Source organism: Paenibacillus sp. FSL K6-4396 (genome assembly GCF_038002525.1).
In the GTDB taxonomy this organism is placed as follows: Bacteria; Bacillota; Bacilli; order Paenibacillales; family Paenibacillaceae; genus Paenibacillus; species Paenibacillus amylolyticus_B.
In genome coordinates this window covers 6587689-6605209 of record NZ_JBBOCR010000001.1, presented here as the reverse complement: position 1 = coordinate 6605209, position 17521 = coordinate 6587689, and the positions used below count along the sequence as shown (strand labels likewise).

At 49.2% G+C, this 17521-nt stretch carries 9 protein-coding genes; 8 read left to right on the top strand and 1 reads right to left on the bottom strand.

Annotated elements, in window-relative coordinates; genetic code table 11:
• The first annotated feature begins 15 nt into the window (after positions 1 to 15).
• From MHB85_RS28825 to MHB85_RS28805, 5 genes are all read left to right on the top strand, one after another.
• Positions 16 to 654, top strand: a complete 639-nt coding sequence (locus tag MHB85_RS28825; protein ID WP_074092596.1) for a ThuA domain-containing protein — start codon at positions 16 to 18, stop codon at positions 652 to 654.
• A 72-nt stretch (positions 655 to 726) separates the two neighbouring features.
• Entirely contained in the window at positions 727 to 1107 is a 381-nt protein-coding gene (locus tag MHB85_RS28820) for a phasin family protein (protein WP_091012767.1), read from the top strand.
• On the top strand, positions 1108 to 2778 hold the full coding sequence (locus tag MHB85_RS28815; protein ID WP_091012788.1) for an ABC1 kinase family protein: 1671 nt from the start codon (positions 1108 to 1110) through the stop codon (positions 2776 to 2778). It abuts the gene before it with no gap.
• A gap of 512 nt (positions 2779 to 3290) precedes the next feature.
• Positions 3291 to 4742, top strand: a complete 1452-nt coding sequence (locus MHB85_RS28810; protein ID WP_341074079.1) for a SulP family inorganic anion transporter — start codon at positions 3291 to 3293, stop codon at positions 4740 to 4742.
• A 1413-nt stretch (positions 4743 to 6155) separates the two neighbouring features.
• Positions 6156 to 7763, top strand: a complete 1608-nt coding sequence (locus MHB85_RS28805) for a DEAD/DEAH box helicase (protein ID WP_341074078.1) — start codon at positions 6156 to 6158, stop codon at positions 7761 to 7763.
• A gap of 491 nt (positions 7764 to 8254) precedes the next feature.
• On the opposite strand, the gene MHB85_RS28800 is transcribed toward MHB85_RS28805, so the two are convergent.
• A complete protein-coding gene (locus tag MHB85_RS28800) occupies positions 8255 to 9187 on the bottom strand; it encodes a hypothetical protein (RefSeq protein ID WP_341074077.1) in 933 nt (310 codons plus the stop codon).
• Between the two features lie 408 nt (positions 9188 to 9595).
• Here MHB85_RS28800 and MHB85_RS28795 point away from each other — a divergent pair, with 408 nt between their 5' ends.
• The 3 genes from MHB85_RS28795 to MHB85_RS28785 all read left to right on the top strand — a co-directional run bounded on the left by MHB85_RS28795 (position 9596) and on the right by MHB85_RS28785 (position 17487).
• Complete coding sequence (locus MHB85_RS28795; protein ID WP_341074075.1) at positions 9596 to 11389, top strand: vWA domain-containing protein; 1794 nt, start codon at positions 9596 to 9598, stop codon at positions 11387 to 11389.
• Positions 11390 to 11648: 259 nt separating this feature from the next.
• A complete protein-coding gene (locus MHB85_RS28790) occupies positions 11649 to 15038 on the top strand; it encodes a tubulin-like doman-containing protein (RefSeq protein ID WP_341074074.1) in 3390 nt (1129 codons plus the stop codon).
• A gap of 1 nt (position 15039) precedes the next feature.
• On the top strand, positions 15040 to 17487 hold the full coding sequence (locus tag MHB85_RS28785) for a transcription initiation factor TFIID (RefSeq protein ID WP_341074073.1): 2448 nt from the start codon (positions 15040 to 15042) through the stop codon (positions 17485 to 17487).
• The last annotated feature ends 34 nt before the right edge of the window (positions 17488 to 17521 follow it).

The following is a 17521-nucleotide window of genomic DNA, read 5'->3' as shown; positions in this document are numbered from 1 at the left end:
AAGGAGATTGATGGAATGGATCATCGTAAAAAAGCATTACTACTTGGTGATTATACACATCCGGATTGGCACCCGCTTCAGGGGGTGGATGCGGAGATTAGCCGAATTTTCCATGATACTATGACTGTGCAGTGCAGTGAGAACCGGAATATGCTGCTGCAAGAAAATATAACCGGATTTGATGTGTGTATCTCATACATGGACGATTGGAAGGGTAAAGTCTCTCCACAGCAGACAGCAGGTTTGTTGTCCTATGTAAGTAATGGAGGTGGACTGGTCATTATACATAACGGCATTTCGCTCCAAAATCGTTATGAGCTCAAACAGATGATCGGTGCCAAGTTCCTGCATCATCCGGCGTATGCACCGCTTGAATTCACTGTAACGGCGGAAAGCCATCCCGTGACGGAGGGCATTTCGAATTTCACAATGGAAGAAGAGCCGTATCAGTTCGAGTTTGGTTCTTTTGCCGAAACGAAGATATTGCTGGAATATCAATCCGAAGATGGACCAAAGCCTGCGGTTTGGGCTCATCGATATGGTGTTGGACGTATTGTTTATCTGATGCCAGGTCACCATGTACCGTCTTTTGCACACGAAACGTACCGAAAATTACTGCTGCAAGCAGGCAAATGGGCTGCACGTTACGTCTGATCGGACTGACATTTTTGCATGCGGAGTGTAAGGGGTATAATATAGAGATCAACGAAGGGGAGGATGACAAAAATGAGCGATTTGTTCAAAAAGGCGATCTCGTTAGGGCTTGGTCTTACTGTCGTAAGCAAAGAAAAAATTGAGAAAACCGTGGATGATTTGGTCAAGCGCGGGGAACTTGCGCCCGGTGAATCCAAAGCTTTGGTTGAACGCCTGCTGGAACGGGGCGATGAAGAGCAAGGCCAGTTCAAGAGAATGATTCAAGAACAGGTCAAGCGCGTGCTTCAGGAAGCTGGTGTGGCATCCGAAAGTGATGTAACCAGTCTGGAACAGCGCGTTGCCGTTCTGGAGAAAAAACTTGCCGAACTGGGCCACTCACCACAGCTTCAACCTGATGAATCCCCAGCTCCACTTGAAGTTCCTCCTCCTCTCAAAGGAAACGAGATCGAGTAGATGGCAGTGCGAATCAAACATGTCGGCAGATACCGTGAAATTGCCATGGCGCTCGTGCGTCATGGCTTCGGTTATATGGTCGAGGAGCTGGGTTTGTTCCAGTTACTGGCTCTGCCCAGACGGTGGATGTCGCGTGAAGCACACACCACCAAAACGCTGAGTGAACGCATCAGGCTTGTGCTGCAGGAGCTGGGGCCAGCTTTCGTCAAGCTGGGGCAACTCGCAAGCACAAGGGCAGATCTGTTGCCTGAGTCTGTCATTCGTGAGTTGGTGAAGTTGCAGGATCAGGTCCCGCCGTTCTCGTCCGAGACGGCACGGGGTATTTTGGAACAGGAATTGGATACACCGCTGGAGGAGATCTTTTCCCGGTTCGAGGATACCCCTGTAGCTGCGGCCAGCATTGGACAGGTGCATCTGGGCAAACTTCAAAGCGGTGAATTGGTAGCCATCAAGATTCAGCGGCCGGGCATATCGCGTATTGTGCAGCGTGACCTGGATATCTTGCGTGAACTGACAGCCATGGCCGAGAAGCGCTGGGAATGGGTGAAGCAATATCAGATTCCGCAAATGGTCGAAGAATATGCTCAGGCACTGATGGCCGAGCTGGATTATACGGTCGAAGGCCGTAATACGGAAAAGATTGCACAGCAATACCAACAGGACAACAAGGTGAAAATCCCGACAATTTACTGGGATCAGACTTCGTCCCGTGTGCTCACTATGGAGTATATCGAAGGTATCAAACTCAATGATCGTAAAGAACTGGTCAGACGCGGTCATGATCTGAATAACATTGCCGAGCGGCTGGTGGATTCATTATTAAATCAGATTTTTATTCAGGGATTCTTTCACGCTGACCCACATCCGGGCAATCTGATGGTATTAAAGGATGGACGTCTTGCCTTTATAGACTTCGGTATGGTGGGCAGTCTGAGTGATGAGATGAAACAGCAGCTCGCTTCGCTTATTATTGGGTTAATGCGCAAAGATACAGACAGTATGATCCGGGCGATTGAGAAGCTTGGCATGATGCCAGATGACATGGACCTGCGTGGTCTTCATGTGGATTTGGACAAGTTGCGTAGCAAATATTACGATATTCCCTTTTCCAAGATCAGTGTGGGTCAGGCGTTGAATGACTTGTTCGGCGTAGCTCAGAGGCACCGGGTTGTCATGCCTGCGGATATTCTGCTGCTCGGTAAATCGTTGCTTACGATGGAAGGTGTGATTGAACATCTCGATCCTTCATTGAGCATTGTAGATATGGCTGAACCCTTTGGGCGGAAGCTGATCAAGGAACGTTTCAGCGCCGGAAGAATCAAGAATCGGTTGTTCCGCAGTGCGGCTGATATGGCTGAGAGTGTCATCGGTTTGCCAGGGCAGTTAAGGCAATTATCATCCATTATTAGCAAAGGCAAGCTGAGGCTGGAGATCAGTGTCCCTGAACTGGATGCACTCATGCGCAGAATGGATCAGATCAGCAATCGGTTGTCCTTCAGTATTGTGTTACTTGCCTTTTGTATTATCATGGTGGGCCTGATTATCGGATCTTCGATTAGTCATCAATCCACGATGCTGTGGGATATTCCGGTCATTGAGATTGGTTTCCTGGTCGCGATACTGATGGTGGCTTTCCTGCTCTATTCGATATTCAAATCAGGAAGATTCTAGCATAGCATTGCGAGAATACCCGTAAAGAGACTTTCTTCAAAGGATCTTTGCGGGTTGTTTTTTGTGAATAAAGAATGGGTGAGTAATTCATAGAAAGATTAAGATAATAGAAGAAAAGGTTCTATTTTTTCGCCTTAACTGTGTTAGTACATATCCAGTCCTATGACTATAATAATAGGTCAGTACATTAACGGACCCGGTTTTTCTGAGAGGGGAAAACCTATGGGAATCAGGATCAGCTCCTGATGTCGCAGGAGTAAGACAAACTGAAGCCAGTAATGGAATACCAGCTGTACACACTGGAACGGAAAAGACATGAGTGCTCATTAACCCGTCAAGGTTATACGGATGGTGAAGAATGATGTAACTCAGGCAAGAGCATACGAATGACGCGTAGAGGAATCCGTTGTTTTGTGCTGTCCTGGGTAGTTGGTTAGTGTGAACGGCTTCCGTTACGCTTCAGCAGGATTGTCCATTATAAGGAATACACGTAGGAGGAACGGCAAGAACATATGAATACTTTAAAACAACAATGGTTTGGCAACATTCGCGGAGACGTGCTGGCAGGCATTACGGTAGCGCTGGCGTTAATTCCGGAAGCCATTGCTTTCTCCATCATTGCCGGTGTCGATCCGATGGTCGGGTTGTACGCTTCGATTACGATTGCGATTGTGATCTCGATTGCTGGTGGAAGACCAGGTATGATCTCGGCGGCAACAGGTGCCATGGCGGTACTAATGGTTGGACTCGTCAAGGATTATGGCGTGGAATATCTTTTTGCGGCTACGATTTTGACGGGCATTATCCAGTTTCTACTGGGCATATTCAAGGTTGGGCGGTTTATTACGTTTGTGCCTCATTCGGTACTGACCGGATTCGTGAATGCACTGGCTATACTGATCTTTATGGCGCAGTTAACCCACTTCACGGGAGCGAACTGGATCATGTATGCGATGGTAGCGGGCACGCTGGCGATCGTTTACATTTTGCCACGGTTTTTCAAAGGCGTTCCAGCTCCACTGATTGCGATCATCGTGATGACGATTATTACCGTGGTGTTTCATCTGGATGTAAGAACGGTCGGCAATATGGGGAATATAACGAGCACTCTGCCGATGTTCCATTTGCCGAATATTGCATGGACTTGGGACACGCTGATGATTCTGCTGCCTTATTCATTCACTATGGCACTGGTTGGTTTGCTGGAATCTCTACTGACCGCAACTATCGTGGATGAGATGACCGAGACCAAGAGCAGCAAGAATCGTGAGGTGCGTGGTCAGGGTATCGCAAATTTTGTGAATGGTTTGTTTGGCGGCATGGGCGGCTGTGCGATGATTGGGCAGTCGGTCATTAATGTGAAGTCTGGTGGACGTGGAAGATTATCCACGTTTACTGCGGGTGCGTTTCTCGCGATCCTGTTGTTGCTGTTTAGCGGTGTGGTGAAACAGGTACCGATGGGTGCGCTCGTCGGTGTAATGTTTATGGTGTGCATCGGAACATTCGACTGGAGTTCCATCAAAAATATTGCTCGCGTGCCGCGGGCGGAAGCCTTTGTCATGATCGTGACGGTAGCGATTGTGGTCTATACCCACGATCTGTCGATCGGGGTTATGGTCGGCGTTGTACTCAGTGTACTGCATTTTGGCTGGAAACAGACCAAGATCCGCGTACAGGCGAGCCAGGAACAAGGGCAGAAAGTATACCGGGTTCACGGACCGTTCTTCTTTGGTTCTTCCTCCCGCTTCGTGGATGAGTTCGATGCAGAGGCCGATCCGAAGGAGATCACGATTGATTTTGGAGGCTCACATATCTGGGATAATACCGCGGTTGTGGCTATTGGCAAAGTGAAGTTCAAATACGCGAAGCTTGGCAAAACCGTGCACCTGCGCGGGTTAAACGAGGAAAGCTCCCGTATTCTTGAACGGAGTGGGTTTGCTACAGCGGGCGGACACGGTTCGTAATTTGGTTGGACGAAGGTTGTTTTTACAAAGGTGCAATGTCGAAACGTAGTTACGCAGACAAGGTGAAAAATGAACGGTTTAGTAAATCTGGAATTAAGGATCTAAACAAGCAGTGAAGGGCTACTGTCCTAAAGTAGTGGTGAGCAGACATGCGACAGCCCTATGAAGTAGATAACATAAAAAGATACTTTTTATCAGCGGCGCACTTTTCCCCAATGTAAGTTCGGGGAGAGGGCGTCGTTGTTTTTTTATAAGAGAATGTGGTCTGTACTGCGAAGTAGTAGTAGTAGTAGTAGTAGTAGTTCTAGTAGAAGTTGTAGTTGGAGTAAAAGTAAAAGTAAAAGTAAAAGTAAAAGTATAGGTAGTGTTGATTGTTTTTGGTGGTTGTTGTTGTTGTTGTTCCTAGTTCTAGTTATTGTAGTTGGTGTTCTGGTTCTAGTAAATGTTGTTATTTCTCTAGCTGATGTTATTGTGCTCAAGCTTGTGTCCTTCAGTGTGTGTAAACTCTAACGAACCTGGCACGTCTTATATGGGAGTATTTCATGTTTTCGTTATTTTAACGAATCTCAGACATCTTATTTTGCTGATTCCACCTATACTGATGTCGTTTCGCGGGTATTTCCGAGTAATTAAGTGACTGGAGTTCGTTAGAAAATCCAAACGGCTTTAATTGGCGTAATAGGGTGCCCTGGATTCGTTAGAATCAGTGGTACGTTTGAGGTTCAGCGTTAGAGCTATTTTTGAACCACGAGAAATCTTGAATCTTGATCTCAATGTACGGAGTTATGTGAGGTACCTTTCAATTCCTGAAACTTTTGCAAAATCACTTCCTTTTGATCTGTTTTTAGGATGACCTTCACAACAATTTATAGAATCATAGCAGCTATCTCAATCTCAACGAAATCTCTAAACTATCCAAGGATTATGAACATAACGATCCAATACATCTTTCTCAAGGAGTGCCATCAGACACTGTAGCCCGCTATAACCTCCGCCTGACCATGTGCAGTTCAATCCTCACCCCCATTCTACAGAGTCAGGGTCATACTTCGGGCTAGCGCTTTAGCTTACTCCACTCATCATCATTCTCAGAGGGGCTCCTATAGTTACTCTCAAAACCAACCTCACACTCTCTCGCAAAACCATCCCCAAACTCACTTGGTCGATACAAGTTACGCTGATCTTGGAATTTTGTGCTACAAGTTGGGGGTGTAACGCTGTATCCCCTTTTGTTTTGCTTGACTAACGTGTAAACTACAGGGTATGGAGAAGAAGAGCAACGAGTGGATTGCTTTTTAAAAAATTCATTTCATAATCATGATTGAACTAAGGAAAACTAGTCTTGATGGCAGATACTGATACTGAGTCATTATGAAATGGACTTATCTAAATGAATATACAGAGGTGTAACGATTGGCAAACTTTGAACAACTGGGCATTCGCCCGGAATGGTGCGAGATCCTGAAACATCAGGGCATCGCCGTGCCGACTCCGGTACAGGAGCGTTCGATTCCGGTACTGCTGGGTGGACGCGATATTATCGCCGAGGCACAGACAGGAACAGGGAAAACGCTGGCATTTTTGCTGCCGATTATTCAGAAAATTAACGTATCCGACCGTTCTCCGCAAGCGCTAATTATTGCGCCTACGCGTGAGCTTGCGCTGCAAATTACGGAAGAAGCGAAGAAGCTCACGGCAAACGACGATAAACTGCACGTGCTTGCTGTATACGGCGGGCAGGATGTAGACAAGCAACTGCGTAAATTGCAGAACGGTACCCAGATCGTTATTGGTACACCAGGTCGTCTCCTGGATCACCTGCGCCGTGGCACGTTGAAGCTTGATAATGTGAAAAAACTGGTGCTGGATGAAGCCGACCAAATGTTGCACATGGGCTTCCTGGACGATGTGGAAACGATTCTTAGTGAGCTGCCACATAAACGTCAGACAATGCTGTTCTCAGCAACGATGCCTAAGGGCATTCGCAACCTGGCGAAGACCTACATGAAAGATCCGGAAGATGTAAAAGTGTCTTCCCAATCTGTTATCCCGATCAAACAGATTCGCCAGCAGGTGCTGGAATGTACGGATCGCGGTAAATTAGAAGCGCTTCGCGGCATGATTGATACGTATCGCCCATACTTGGCGATTATTTTCTGCCGGACCAAGCGTCGTGCATCCAAGCTTAACCAAGATCTGCGTGAAGCAGGTTATGCAAGTGATGAACTTCATGGAGATCTGTCCCAATCCAAGCGTGAGAACGTAATGAAAGCGTTCCGCGATGCCAAACTGCAAGTACTCGTTGCTACAGATGTAGCTGCACGTGGACTTGATGTTGAAGGTGTAACGCATGTATTTAACTACGATATGCCGCATGATGCGGAAAGTTATATTCACCGGATTGGTCGTACGGGCCGTGCAGGCGGTACAGGTCTTGCTGTAACGTTTGCAACAGAGCACGACAGACCGGAACTTGCACGTATTGAACAAGGTATCGACCAGAAGCTGTCCCGGATCCAGTGGACGAACGAAGGTCCAATTGCTTCAACTGGAGCAGCTAGACGTTCCATCAACAGTCAAGGGGATGACGAACGTTCAGGCGGACGCTCTTCCGGAACTGGCAGTGCCCGTCGCGGTGCAGGCCGTAACGATCGCAGAGATGGCGGACGTGGGGGGCGTGGTTCCCGCGGTGGCGAAGGTGGACGCAGTGAAGGCGGCCGCAGTGGTGGTCGTAGCGGTGGCCGCAGCAGCGACAGCAGTCGCGGTGCAGCAGGCCAAGGTGGACGCGGTGCGGGTCGCAGTGGCGACGAGCGCAGCGCAGGTCGTGGTTCCGCGCGCAGCAGCGACAGCAGTCGCAGTGCAGCGGGTCAAGGCGGACGCGGTGCAGCTAGCAGCGGCTGGGCTGGACGTAGCGCCGACAAGCGCAGCTCCGGGCGCAGCAGCGAAGGCTCTCGCCGTCCGGAATCCGCAGGACGCGGACTGGCGAAGGGCGACCGTCGCGATTCTCGTCGCGGACGGTAAAGCCTTGACGCAAGCGGCGATATAGCCGCACTTGCGCAGGCACCATGCCATGCCACAGCGTTGGCATGGCACATATGAGAGGGTTCGGGTACACATGTACCGAACCGTCAGATCAAGGGTCGCGACGGAACCACGTCGCGGCCCTTTTTTCACCAGGACAGATGATCATTTCCGCTTATTCTTTTTGTCATCTGCGAGTGCCTGTTTGCGCGCCTGCTTCATTTTATGGGAAATGCCATTGGGTATTCCCCATCTAGTTTTTCATTTTGTCCGTGTACTTCGCATAGCACTTAGCAGACTGCCATAAAATTCAAAACACCTCATCCTAGACCTAAGGATGGGGTGTTTTTGGATTAATTCTTATATCATTAGAATCATAACCTTCGATCTTTGGTGCTGACTTGCATGCAGGGGTGGATGAAATTGCATTCGTCTATATACAGGGAGTGAGTTTGCACTAAACTACGTTTTTCTTTCTCAATATATCATCCCTACAGCTGAACATCTGCGTATTGATCCCGATATTTCTCGTTATACACCCGACCTACCGACTCTGCCAATCCCCCTCGTGCCTTGCTCGGATAGCGTTCAATCGTGTGATAAAGTCTCATGAAGCGATCCTTGGGCATAAAGCGGGCGTAGCGGGTAATAAGACTAGGGAATAACTCAATATATTTGCTCTTGCGCACGGCAGCAGCAGCTACGGCTGTAAGAATCTGAATTCCATTGTGGAGCTGTAAAATGTTCACTTCATAGGTTGCGATATAACGAATCGCATCTTCACGAATCAAATCCGGCTTAAGCCGAGCAATCTCACCGATATATTCAGCCAGCAGCCGCTCGAAGCTGCTTAACAGCAAGGGCTTGAGCTGCAGATCCATATCACTGCGTAGGACAAAGGATTGTAACAGCGCAACCTGTTGCAGTCGAATCCGGTCATTGTAGACGAGTGAGCCGATCTCGCGGAGCATCTCATAGGCAAGTGCTTCATCCTGCTTTCGAGCTTCGGCGACCAGAGCCCAGTTGCGGTTAATACCCTGGCGGATGAGTTCCTCATCCTGTTGCAACGTGCGCTTCAACTCGCGCTGCTGCTCTACCTCGAATGAACGTTTCTGCATGAAGATCAGTAAGGCCAGAAGCAGCAGGGAAACGCTGGCTGCCGCCATGGTCTGATCTATGGTCTCACCAAAATAGGTAGCAGCTGCACCGAACAATACCGTAATGAACAAGTCGCGTGCAATCCGACGTTTCACACGGGAAGTCGCCTTCGCCTGAACGGAATTCAGGGTACCCCGGCCACAGGCCGTGCACTCCTCTTCCCACAGGCAGGTATACTGTCCACAACGGGTGCAGACTTGCAACTTTTCATAGGCATATGTCGTTCGTTGAAATGGTCGTATGGATACAACTAGTTTAGTACTCATGCTGAATCACGCTCACCATTCAGAATAGTGTAGAGGGTACGATCCGTGTCTTCGCGGGAGACCGGTTTCCGCCGATGAAGCTGGAGTGTAATTACCTTTATGATGACAAAAAGAAACAATATGGCGAGGCATCCGTATGTAACCATAATTCGTTCCCTTCTATGGCTTGGTGAACAAGCGCTGTTATATTGCAGTTTGCTGGCAATAACTATATCATATTTCCATAGTTGGTACTTTTGTGCCAGTTCAAGGCATGAAATCGTCGATTTTTGTCAGTCATTACAAAACTGTAACTCAAGATAGGGGTGCTTTTCAGAATTTGTTAGTAGACTGTTAAGATTTCCTTAAGGCTTGACGCCTATAATAAACTATTCCCATTTTAATCTCAAACGTGAAGGAGTACACCCAATGCTGCGGACACGCAAAATACGCTGGCTCAGCGGAACGATGGTTCTGCTGGCAATTCTAACGCTACTGCTACCTCAAGCGTTGCTGCCACAAGCTGCAGCGGCTCAGGCACAGACGAGCGGAATCGATGCGGTACTTGTAGCCGATGTAAGTAATTCGATGAATACAAGTGACCGTGACAAGATCAGTAATGAAGCCATGAAAATGTTTATTGATATGCTGCCCGTCCAGGGTGACAAGGTAGGGATTGTCGCTTATACCGATCAGGTGGAGCGGGAAAAGGCTATGCTGGAGATTCAGTCCGATGCGGACAAGAGCAGCCTAAAAGATTTTATTGATCAGCTCGGCCGGGGGCCATATACCGATGTCTCAGTTGGTGTCGCCGAAGCCGTCAACATACTGAATCATGGTGCAGACCCATCCCACTCACCGATGATCGTGCTGCTGGCGGATGGCAACAATGACTTTAACAAAACCAAAGGCCGTACACAGGCACAATCCGACGCTGATCTGGCGAAATCCGTGAAGGAAGCACAGGATCAGGGTATCCCGGTATATACGATTGGACTGAACGCGGATGGCAAGCTGAACAAGGATGCACTCGCAGACCTGGCTCAGCAGACTGGAGGTAAATCATTCATTACCGATACGCCGGATGATCTGCCACAAATTCTGAGTGAGATCTTCGCTGACCATGCCAAACTCAATGTGGTGAAGCTGCCCTCTGTAACAGGAAACGGCAGTTATCAGGAAGTTACCGTGAACGTGCCAAATGACAGTGTGCTGGAAGCAAATATTTCGATCATGTCCTCGAAGCCGGTGGAAGTGCAATTGACAGACCCTTCCGGACAAGCCGTTGACCTGAACTCGGACGCAGCCAAGCTCTCAACGTCGAAGAGTTATTCACTCGTGAAGCTGTTGAAACCCCAAGAAGGAGACTGGAAACTTCGGGTAAAAGGGGCTCCGAAAGACAGCATCGATATCAACCTGTTGTTCAACTATGATCTTCAGCTCGTTGTGGACCCAATTAAGACCAAGTCCTATACCAAAGGGGACAAGGTTGATCTTGCGGCCAAACTGGAGAATGGCGGTCAGCCACTTCAGGATAATGATCTGTATGCAGATATGAAAGCCACGCTGGTCGTGAAAGATGTGGATACAGGCAAGAGTGAAGAACAACCCCTGGACAATACAGGTTCTGGTTTTGCCGGAACGTTTGAAGTACCGGACAAACATAACTATGAATTGGTCATCCGTGCGGAAGAAGACAGCTTCTACCGTGAAAGTGCGCCAATCACGATTAATGCAGGCGGAGCAACCGGAAGCGGTGCTCAACCGACCACGCCAGGCGGTGAACAAGACAAGCCGTTCCCTTGGTTACCTGTCATTCTGGGTGTTGTAGCCCTGATTGTGGTCGGTGTTGGTGTCTGGTTCCTGATGGGTTGGCTGAAACGCAAAAACCGGGGCTTTGTCGGTCAGATGATCGTTGAGATTCGTGATGAGAACACGGGCGACAAGTCATATCCACAATATAAAAAGCTGGTATCCTTCCGGGGCCGATTCCATCTGCACCAGTTATTGCAGCTGGACCCTGAGCTGAAGGAAACCGAAAAATATGTATTTACGCCCAGCAATGGCGATCGAATTATAATTCGTAACACCGCAGGCGGTACGCTGGAGAAATCCGGTCGTGCAGTCGATGCAAGCTCAGGCGTTGAACTGAAGAACGGTGACCGACTGAGCATCCCGCTGCAACAGGCGGACAAGACCATTTTAATTGAGTATCTGGTGTGAAGGATTATTTGATTTAAATTGATTGTTTGGTTTAAAAGGAATGCCAATAAAATTTGGGACCAACTGTTTACACGAGAACGCAGAGGACGGAAATAACGTGAAGAAGCGGAAGCGTTCGCCTTTATCCCCGGATTTTCACTTTGTAAAAGTGAATTGAAAAAATCTGGGGATAACAGCGATCGGAAGGTTATTCTGTCATCGGAGTGGCAAGTGTAATGAAGTTGTAGTTCCAACTTTGTTAATCAAAGGAGGACATGGAATGAAACCGATTGTTAGAGAACATATTCAGCAACTGGATGTATCACTTGGCGGAGGTATTGTCAGTGAGAAGATCAGAGTTGATACAATTGATAACCCCATTCTGATTATTGGTCTGGGGGGAACGGGAATTGACGCACTGTTGCGTCTCAAATATCAGATCAACCGTCGTTTCAAGCTGCCACAGGACCCGGTATCCAAGAAAAAAATGGACAAGCCGGACAATGTGGAGTTTCTGGCTTTTGAGACAAACGAACAGGATCGTGCCAAAAAGTATAAAGGAATCGGACTTGATCCGATCAATGAATTCGTTTTGCTGTCCAATGCCGAGATCGGCGGGCTTCTACAGAACCGCAGCGTGCTGGAACCGTATATTACGGACTGGCTGTCTCCCGAACTGAGCATCACGGACGGCATGAACGGCGCCGCAGGTGTGCGTCAGGCTGGACGTCTGCTCTTGTTCACAAAAATTAATCAGGTCGTGCAGGCTATCGACAAAAAGATTAAAACCTTATCCGTAGGCACCAATAAAAAACTGATGGTGTTCCTGCTGACAGGTCTGTCCGGCGGTACAGGCAGTGGCTGTTTCCTCGATATTTCCTATATCGTGCGCGGCATTATCGAACGGGATCATGGCTCTGCCGGGATTGACCGCGTGAATACGCTGGGCTACCTGTTCACACCAGACGTGAACCTGTCCAACAAAAGCTTGAGCGAACACACGCGCGAATACATTCGCAAGAACGGATATGCTGCGCTCAAAGAGTTGGATTACTGGATGAACGTGGATAGCCGCGGTGAGCGGTTTACACAGAAGTACGGCAATATTTTAACCGTTAACTCACCACTGCCGCCATTTAACCTGTGTCATCTGATCTCTGCGACGAATACCGAGGGCAAACTGCTGGAGAACGCCTACGATTACTGCATGAACGTCACGGCCGAGAACATTACCAACTTCATGGCAAGTGAGGAGAAGCAGTCGGGTGAGGAGTTCGCGATCCATGACTATATCAGCAACATTCGAACCAACATCGCACAGATGAACAAGGTGTACCCGGCTAACTATGATTACAACATCATTGGTGCATCTTCGGCTGTACTGCCGATTGAAGAGATGACCACGTATCTGGCATATCGCATGTTCGACAAAATGAACACCATGTTCTCCAAAGCACCGAACCAGGAGGATACCGAGAAGTTTGCCCGCAAGCTGGGCATTGATCTCGAAAGTGTGGTCAAGTCCTTTGAAGCGCGCGTGCCAGAGCCGCTGCCTGGTTACCAGAACAGCGAGCGCTTATCCTATGGCAACGTGGTGAAATCACAGGTTGTGAATATGGACACCGAACTGGAACAGAACTTCCTGGCGCGTGCCCGCGAGGAATATATTAAGGCGAAGAAACAGCTGCCGGGTGAGATTGCCGGTCAGTTCACCGAACAGATCCGGCGTATGTTTTTGCATCCCGAACAAGGTCCGTTCTATGTATCTCGTCTGATATATACGGAAAAAGGATTCTGTGTACTGAAGATGATTCAGTCGTACATCGAAACCCTGCGTGAGAATGCCTTCCGCATTCCGCGTGATATTGAAGCAGCTCAGGAGCAGTCCGAAGAGAAGTTGGGCGATGCAAAGAGTGCTTTTGTCTCCAAAGAGAAGAAAAAGAATGCTTATATTGAAGCAAAAATTCATGAGTACTGGCTGCACGCCGACGTGGAACGTAACGATCAGATGATCGAGTTCTATGAAGATCTGTATGAGTTGCTGAACCAGGAAAACAGCCGCATTTATAACGTATTTACCGAAACGCTGAATGCCCTTAGCTCGATATTTGCCAAGAACGGTGACCTGCTGACACGCGGCGAAGAACAAGCCGATCACAAAGGCAACAAAACATATTACTGGAACGTTGTAAGTGTACCGGATATCGTCAGTGTGGTGGACGGGCTGTTGGATAAGCGTGATACAGATGATCTGATCCGCGACTTCTCCCGTGAATTGCTGGAAAACTCCAGCCAGTGGGTGAAAGAGAACGAGATTGATATCGTCAGTTCCATCTCCGACTTCCTGAGTGAGAAATTCGGTGATCTGATTACCCGTTCCATGGAAGATTTCCTGGTGATCAAATACGGTCAGGATGAGTCGGTCGAGAAATTCGTGGAGCGTTTTATTGCCGGCAAGCTGGACGACGAGGCTGTTCCGGTGTTTAATCTGAGCAACAGTACGGGCAGTCTGCATTTCCCTTCATGGGGATTTGTATCGGTACCGGCACAGGCGCCGGGCATTCTGAAAGGGATTCGTAATTATCAGAACAATGCGGTGGGCAAGTCTCATTTTACCGTCAAGGAAAGTGAAGTGCGTAACCGGATCTTCTGGCTGAACACACGAAACGGGGTACCGCTCTTTGTGTATACACCGCTCAAAGTATATGAGGAAAGTTATGAACGTACCATTTTGGACAAAGAAGGCATTGGTCGTCACTTGGTGCAAACGGAGAAAAACAACTGGACCTATCTGCCGTCTCCGATTCCGGAGAAATCATGGGGAGATGTGTACGAGAACGCCCGTGTGAAGCAGTATAACGCCCGTGTGCGTAACGAATTCGTACAGGCACTCGGATACAATATCGTGACAGCCAAATCCATTGATGAGAATACAAGCAATCGGTATGCGATTGTGACAACAGAAGCGTTTGATTTGTCTGCCAAACTGGGAGCCTACGACATGCGTCTGACGTCCACCACGCCGAACCTCGGCGAAGTGAAGCGGGCGGTGATTGAGCTGAAACGTCTGCAATCGGAAGGGTTGCCACGTGTAGGAGTTAAGGATATTTTCGGAAGTATTAATGAAGATATGGCCAAAGAAAACCTGGTACGCTCCCCGCAGCTAATCACACGTGTACGAGAGGAACTGGCAAAGATGAATGCCATCTCGGCCAAAGTTGCGGAACTCGAAGGCATTCTTGCCCAGTACCAAGACGAAGAGCAGTGGTATGACCGCTTCATCGAAGCGTTATATACTGACACCATCGTCAAAAAAGGTGCGCTCTACGTCTATGACCGTGACCCGGAAGAAGACGCATGGGAGCCGTTCGCAAACCTGATGAAGAGCCGTAACTTTGCCGAGTATGAAGTGTTTGGCAACTTCCGCGGTCTGGCGGAGAAGGATCGTAGTACATTGCTGCGCAAAGCCTCCCGCCGCGATAACGATCTCACGGCTTCAGAGGATATCACCCCACTGCTGACAAAGCTGGATGATCTGGCTGCGCTGTTCATGGAATCACGTGATCGTCTGGAATATGAGCGGGTAGAACTGGCTAACGGAGAAGATATCTATCAGTTCTACAGAACGATGTCGTCCAAGCTGAACGACATTCGCAGAAGGCTGAAGTAAGATGGTGACCGGGATGGAGTTCAATTCGAACAATACCCTGAAGCGAGATCTGGAGAAGTATGCAGCACAGTATGCAATAGAGCAGGAGCGTCAAGGCAGCCTGGGGGATGGACGCAGCAGTATCCATTACCCGGCTTTGTTCCTTTTCGTGGGTGATCTGGTTGCACCTGCCGTGTCTGCTGTGCAGGAGATCAATCGGCTGAAATGGGATAACGGAGACGGTGTGGTCTACGTTCAGATTGGGACAGAAGATCAGGAAGCGGGTTCGGGTGAAACGAGGACTGGTGGCTCGTCCGATGACGGTCAGGTGACTCGTCACTGCTTGCCTCTGTTCGCTGGGCAGACGGAGCGACCGTCCAAAACACGGCGTAAGGATGTACATCGCAGTTTCCACGAATCGGATCAGGCGCTCTTTGATCTGAATCGTACGCTTCGTCGGGTAAGTAACCGGATTGCCGAATATGGACGGCTGTACTCGTCATTTGATCGGATTTACGTTACGGTGGTAACCAGGGCGGATGATCCGCTGAATGTATTGTTGCCAGAGCTCACCAAGCTGACGGAGATCATTTTGTCCCAAGCCTTCAAGTCGGTGCAAACGGATCTGCATGTATTGGTCAGCGAGATGGAACAGGTGGATTCCTTTGGATATGCCAGCGCAGCAGGCCTTGCTTTTCTACGGGAGCTGGATTATATGCAGTCGCTGGACTACACGTTCAGCGGTAATCTGCTGGTGACGGAGGATGGGATCTCCATTCCCGTTACACATCACGCGTCCCCGTTGTATGATCTTGTATATCTGTTGTCCGACAAAAATGAGCGTGGAACCGGCGTTCCCGGTGGCTGGATCGAAAATGCCGAGATCATCTGCCGGATCTGCCTGTTGAAGAACCGGAAGCAGGATGCAAATCACTCGGGTAGCGTTTCAAGCACGGGAGCGAACACATACAACAATACATCCTTCAAAAACAATATTCGCACCACCTCTGATCAGCATGGTTATGCAAGTGCGGGTTTTGCCGAGATCAGGCGGCCAAACAAGCCGATAGCACTGGCGGTGTTATATCACATGTATCGGTATCTGCTCGCACGCATGCGGCAGGAGCCGGATTGGAGCATCAAGGACAAGCTCGCTTTCTTCGGACTGGACGCGGCCTCGGTGGAACGTAAAGTTGAAGGCCTGCTGCCGAGTGAAGATCTGGTTAGTGGCATGAGTGGCATCATGACGCATAACGTCAGTTTCTCCGATCTGAAGCCGCTCTCGCTTCGTGAAGCGGAGAGAGCGTTGTTCGGACAAGGCGCTGAAGCGTACTTCCGTGATAACGTCGTCCGTCTTGTTGAAGAGCGTGTGCGCGAGCGCAGTTCTACCGGCTCTCTGCGCCGTCAGGCCGAACAATCCCGCGCGGAGCATCCAGAGGTTGGTTACTTCCAGTGGGCAGCCTGGAGTGACGGTGAGCCTGGCAGTGTACGTGAAGCGCTGCTTGGACTGATTCGGGATAAATCGATGCAACTTGAATCGGCACGTGCTCTGCTGGAACAACGTCAGCAAGAGCGAGTGGAAGATCAGTCGTTCAAACGAACGTTGTTCCGTGATAAACAGAATGTACGCAATCTGATTGACTGCATGCTGGAGCGAGTGTATGTACCCAAGGTAGACTTGCTGCGACTGGAAAACGAATTACATCTGCTGCGCATCTACGATACGGAGATGGAAGAGCTTCACCGGTATAGTCGCCACGTGACAGCAGCCCTTGAAGCGTTGGAACGTACACTGCGAGAAACGGCTGCCCAAAGTATCGCCGCTGCGGATGAATACATCGGCCAGAACGTGATGGAATACTACGGCAAAGTGACGGAAGAGCTAATCACCGACCTGGAAGCCAAGCGCGGACGGGACGTATGGTTTGAGGACCGGTATATGGGAGATATGAACCGCCTTGCAACGGAAGGCGATGACCGTCTGCTGAAACGGTTGATGGAGGTATGTCACTCGTTGCTACTTACGGCCGAGCCATTGCGATTGCCATTTGAAGAAGAGCTGTTGCAGCGGGCCAATGTAACGATTGCCTACGGAGACAAAGACGTATTGACCCGGGATGATCTGTTCCGCAGGTTATACCACACGCTGGAGGATCAGGCAGTTGTTCGGGTACGGGTATTCGATTATACGCAGGAACATCGGTATGAAGAGAAGTATTTCTTTGGTGACCATCATAGTGCTTTCATGGACTACGCGGCGCATGCCGAAGAGACGTCACGCATCTACAAGCTGGGTGTGGTGTACGAGGAACGCAGCAGTGGTGTGGAGAAGCTCAATCTGATGGGAGGTTTCCATCTGGAGGATCTCATGGTGTATCGGAACGGCAAGGTATATTATGACTCGTACACGGAGAATGGATATGAACTTCACCCCGCAGGTCTGGCGGAAAAGTTGTCACCCATCCGTTAAGATGTCTGGCTGTGTCATGACACCCTGCTACAAT

Coding starts and splice junctions, on each gene's coding strand:
- MHB85_RS28825 (WP_074092596.1), top strand. CDS start 16: ATGGATCATCGTAAAAAAGCATTACTACTTGGTGATTATACACATCCG.
- MHB85_RS28820 (WP_091012767.1), top strand. CDS start 727: ATGAGCGATTTGTTCAAAAAGGCGATCTCGTTAGGGCTTGGTCTTACT.
- MHB85_RS28815 (WP_091012788.1), top strand. CDS start 1,108: ATGGCAGTGCGAATCAAACATGTCGGCAGATACCGTGAAATTGCCATG.
- MHB85_RS28810 (WP_341074079.1), top strand. CDS start 3,291: ATGAATACTTTAAAACAACAATGGTTTGGCAACATTCGCGGAGACGTG.
- MHB85_RS28800 (WP_341074077.1), bottom strand. CDS start 9,187: ATGAGTACTAAACTAGTTGTATCCATACGACCATTTCAACGAACGACA.
- MHB85_RS28795 (WP_341074075.1), top strand. CDS start 9,596: ATGCTGCGGACACGCAAAATACGCTGGCTCAGCGGAACGATGGTTCTG.
- MHB85_RS28790 (WP_341074074.1), top strand. CDS start 11,649: ATGAAACCGATTGTTAGAGAACATATTCAGCAACTGGATGTATCACTT.
- MHB85_RS28785 (WP_341074073.1), top strand. CDS start 15,040: ATGGTGACCGGGATGGAGTTCAATTCGAACAATACCCTGAAGCGAGAT.